The 3752-nt window shown below is 36.9% G+C and carries 2 protein-coding genes and 1 pseudogene; 2 read left to right on the forward strand and 1 reads right to left on the reverse strand.

Annotated features, from left to right (window positions below; all coding sequences use genetic code 11):
* The first annotated feature begins 104 nt into the window (after positions 1 to 104).
* Positions 105 to 1586 carry an MFS transporter gene (locus tag FC57_RS10235; RefSeq protein ID WP_007125110.1) on the forward strand — a complete coding sequence of 494 codons (1482 nt, stop codon included), beginning with the start codon at positions 105 to 107 and terminating at the stop codon, positions 1584 to 1586.
* 9 nt (positions 1587 to 1595) lie between these two features.
* Here FC57_RS10235 and FC57_RS10240 read toward each other — a convergent pair whose 3' ends face one another.
* Positions 1596 to 2108 carry a TetR/AcrR family transcriptional regulator gene (locus tag FC57_RS10240; protein ID WP_007125111.1) on the reverse strand — a complete coding sequence of 171 codons (513 nt, stop codon included), beginning with the start codon at positions 2106 to 2108 and terminating at the stop codon, positions 1596 to 1598.
* 110 nt (positions 2109 to 2218) lie between these two features.
* Between FC57_RS10240 and FC57_RS10245 the strand changes: the two are divergent.
* Positions 2219 to 3617 (forward strand): annotated as a pseudogene (locus tag FC57_RS10245) (oleate hydratase).
* Positions 3618 to 3752: the final 135 nt, after the last annotated feature.

Below are 3752 nucleotides of genomic sequence, written 5' to 3' on the forward strand. Positions count from 1 at the left end.
GGTTCGAGCCCTGTATCCTCCATATTTTTTTACTTAAAATTTTGCTCTTATTGTCTTATTCTAGACGATATAGGGCTTTTTATTTTACTGAAGGAAGTTGTTGAATGAATAAAAAACAAATTACGATGGTCACAGCTGCCTTGATGCTCGGCAACGTGATGTCTGGACTTGATGGGACCATCATTAATACAGCGATCCCAGCTATTGTAGCTGCTTTGCACGGAATTCAATTCATGGGTTGGATTGTAGCTATTTTCTTGTTAGGGATGTCAATTTCGATTCCTATTTGGACCAAGATAGGAGAGAAGATCACCAATAAACGTGCTTTTGAAATCTCATTAGTTTTGTTTGTATTGGGCTCTGCTTTACAGGGAATGGCACCTAATATCATTTTCTTCTTGTGCTCAAGATTTATTATGGGTATTGGTGCAGGTGGCATGGGTTCATTGCCTTATATTATTGCAGGCTATGTTTTCAAAAACATTAAAACTAGAACCAAAGTTTTAGGCTATTTGACGGCAAGTTGGAATGGTGCCGCAATTTTAGGACCATTGATTGGTGGTTGGCTAATCGATGCATTCTCTTGGCACTGGGTATTTTATATTAATATTCCCATTGGTTTAATTGCAGTTTTGATTTGTCTGGTTTACTACAAACCAGTTACACCAGAACGTACGCCAGTATTTGATATTCCTGGAGCTACTTTGTTGGTAATTGGCCTGCTTTTATTCTTAATGGGTGTGCAACTCGTGGGCTTAACTGCTAATTGGATTGTCATTAGCTTGATTATTGTTAGTCTGGTATTTATCGTATTCTTCTTTATTAGAGAAGGTCGTGCTGAAAATCCAATCATTCCTATTTCTTTGTTTAAGAATAAAGACTTGGATGGAGACTTCTTGCTTTTCGCCTTTACTTGGGGAGCATTTTTGGCCGTTAATACTTATTTGCCAATGTGGGCACAGGCTCTTCTGGGCTTGTCAGCTCTTTTAGGTGGGATGACCTTGATTCCTAACTCAATAGTAGAAATCATTTCTTCTCAAAGCGTAGCTGCTATTCAGGAACATTTGACTACTTTTAAATTGGTTTTAATTGGTATTGTAGCAATGATTATTTCCTCGGCAGGGATGTTCCTGGCAGATTTGCATACGCCAATTCAATTTTTAACCTTCATTGGTGCTTTTTCTGGAATTGGGGTTGGCTTTATCTTTGTTGCTTTACAATTGAAGGTTCAACTGGATGCTGGCTTAAAGAATATGGCTACAGCAACTTCAACTTCATATTTGATCAGAATTTTGGCACAGACGGTTATGGCTGCCGTATATGGCGTAATCATGAACCTTAATTTAGCAACTGGTGTACAGACGCATCATGGCATTACAATGACGATGATGAATAAATTGAGTGATGCCAAAAGTGCGCAACTATTGCCACAAAATCTTGTACCGACAATGAGGACTATTTTCCATTCAGGAATTAAGGAAATTATGTTGGTATCGTTGATTTTGTTAGTAATTGCCTTAGTGTTGAACTTTTACTTTAACTTTGGCAAGAAGCAGAAAAATTACAATAGCACCATCGAAGCATAATAAACAGAATTAAAGCATGATGTGTTTTTCAGCATAAGTAATCAATTCTTCGAGTGGCGTTGAATAGTTTTGTTTAACCCACCAGACTAATAACATATAAATTCCGCCGGATTGATATGCGACAGCGTAATCTGGCAAATGCAAATCTGGGTGATAAACTTCAAGCAATTTCTTTAAATAGCGAGTTTGAAAGTTAAGTAAACTACCTTCGAATCCAGCATCGAGTAATGTTTTCATAATTTCGGGATTATTTTTAAAAAAGGTTAAATAAGCAGTTAATTGTTCAGTTAGTGACTTTAATTTGTGTTCGTTAATGTCAACGATGAATTTTTGATATTGATTTGCTAAAAAAGAAGTTAATACGTCATTTTTTTGATTGTAGTTACGATAAAAAGAAGTACGAGAAACTTTAGCTTTACGCGTGATCTCTGCAATGGAGATCTCCACGTAAGGCTTTTTTTGTAGCAAAGAAAACATTGCTTTTTCAATTTGTTGCTGAGTATGCAGGCTTTTCATATTCATAAAAAATCATCCCTTAATAAGTAATTAGTTTGACAAATGACATCGCTTACATTACTATTATAGTTGTAAATAGTTACAAGTGTAACGATTATTTGAAAGAAGTGGCAATTATGCATTATAGCAATGGTAATTATGAAGCCTTCGTTAAGGCTGATAAGCCCGAAGGCGTTGATCACAAGTCAGCTTATATTGTAGGTTCAGGTTTGGCAGCACTTGCCAGCGCTGTATTTCTCATTCGTGATGGTCAAATGAAGGGTGACAGAATTCATATCTTAGAAGAATTAAGTCTGCCAGGCGGCTCAATGGATGGTATCTATAATAAAGAAAAAGAAAGCTACATCATCCGTGGTGGTCGTGAAATGGAGCCTCACTTTAAAGAATTTATCTTCATTACGCTTTACTAAGTATAACCAATATGAATCATTAATTCTGCCAATGGTTAAATACTTGAAAGATCACGGTGTCCAATTCCATTACAATACCGTAGTTAACAATATTTTTGTTAACCAGTCAAATGGTGAAAAGATAGCTAAGCAAATTATTTTAACCGAAAATGGCGAAAAGAAGAGTATTGATTTAACTGAAAATGATCTTGTCTTCGTAACCAACGGTTCAATTACTGAAAGCACTACTTACGGTGATAATTTGCATCCAGCTCCTGAAGAGCATGAATTAGGTGCTAGCTGGCAGTTATGGAAGAACTTGGCAGCTCAAGATGAAACCTTCGGTCATCCTGATATTTTCTGTAAAGATATTCCAAAGGCTAACTGGAGAATGTCAGCTACGATTACCTTCAAGAATGACGATATTGTGCCATTTATTGAAGCTGTTAACAAGAAAGATCCTCACAGTGGCTCAATCGTAACTAGTGGTCCTACTACTATTAAAGATTCTAACTGGTTACTTGGTTATTCCATTAGTCGTCAGCCACACTTCAAGGCGCAAAAGCCAAATGAGTTAATTGTCTGGCTTTATGGCTTGTTCTCAGATACTAAGGGTAATTATGTTGAAAAGACAATGCCCGACTGTAATGGTATTGAGATGTGCGAAGAATGGCTATACCATATGGGCGTTCCAGAAGAAAGAATTCCTGAAATAGCTTCAGCTGCAACGACTATTCCAGCACATATGCCATACATTACTTCTTACTTCATGCCTAGAGCATTAGGTGACAGACCAAAGGTTGTACCAGATCACTCCAAGAACTTAGCCTTCATCGGTAATTTTGCAGAAACTCCAAGAGACACTGTTTTCACTACTGAATACTCAGTCAGAACCGCGATGGAAGCTGTCTACACCTTGCTTGATATTGACCGTGGCGTACCTGAAGTATTTGCTTCTGCATTTGATGTCAGAATGTTGATGAACGCTATGTATTACTTGAATGATCAAAAGAAGTTGGAAGATCTTGATTTGCCTTTGCCTGAAAAGTTGGCAATCAAGGGGATGCTCAAGAAGGTTAAGGGCACCTATGTCGAAGAATTAATGAAGAAGTACAAACTGATTTAGCTATTATAATTGATCAAATGATATAAATAAGTTAAAATAGAAAGTGTAAGTAAGGTATTATACACGACGTATTCACCGAACTAAATAAGCATATGAAAAAACGCCACCCTAAATTTGATACAATCCCACTAAAGT

The sequence above is a fragment of the Lactobacillus ultunensis DSM 16047 genome (assembly GCF_001436305.1).
In the GTDB taxonomy this organism is placed as follows: domain Bacteria; phylum Bacillota; class Bacilli; order Lactobacillales; family Lactobacillaceae; genus Lactobacillus; species Lactobacillus ultunensis.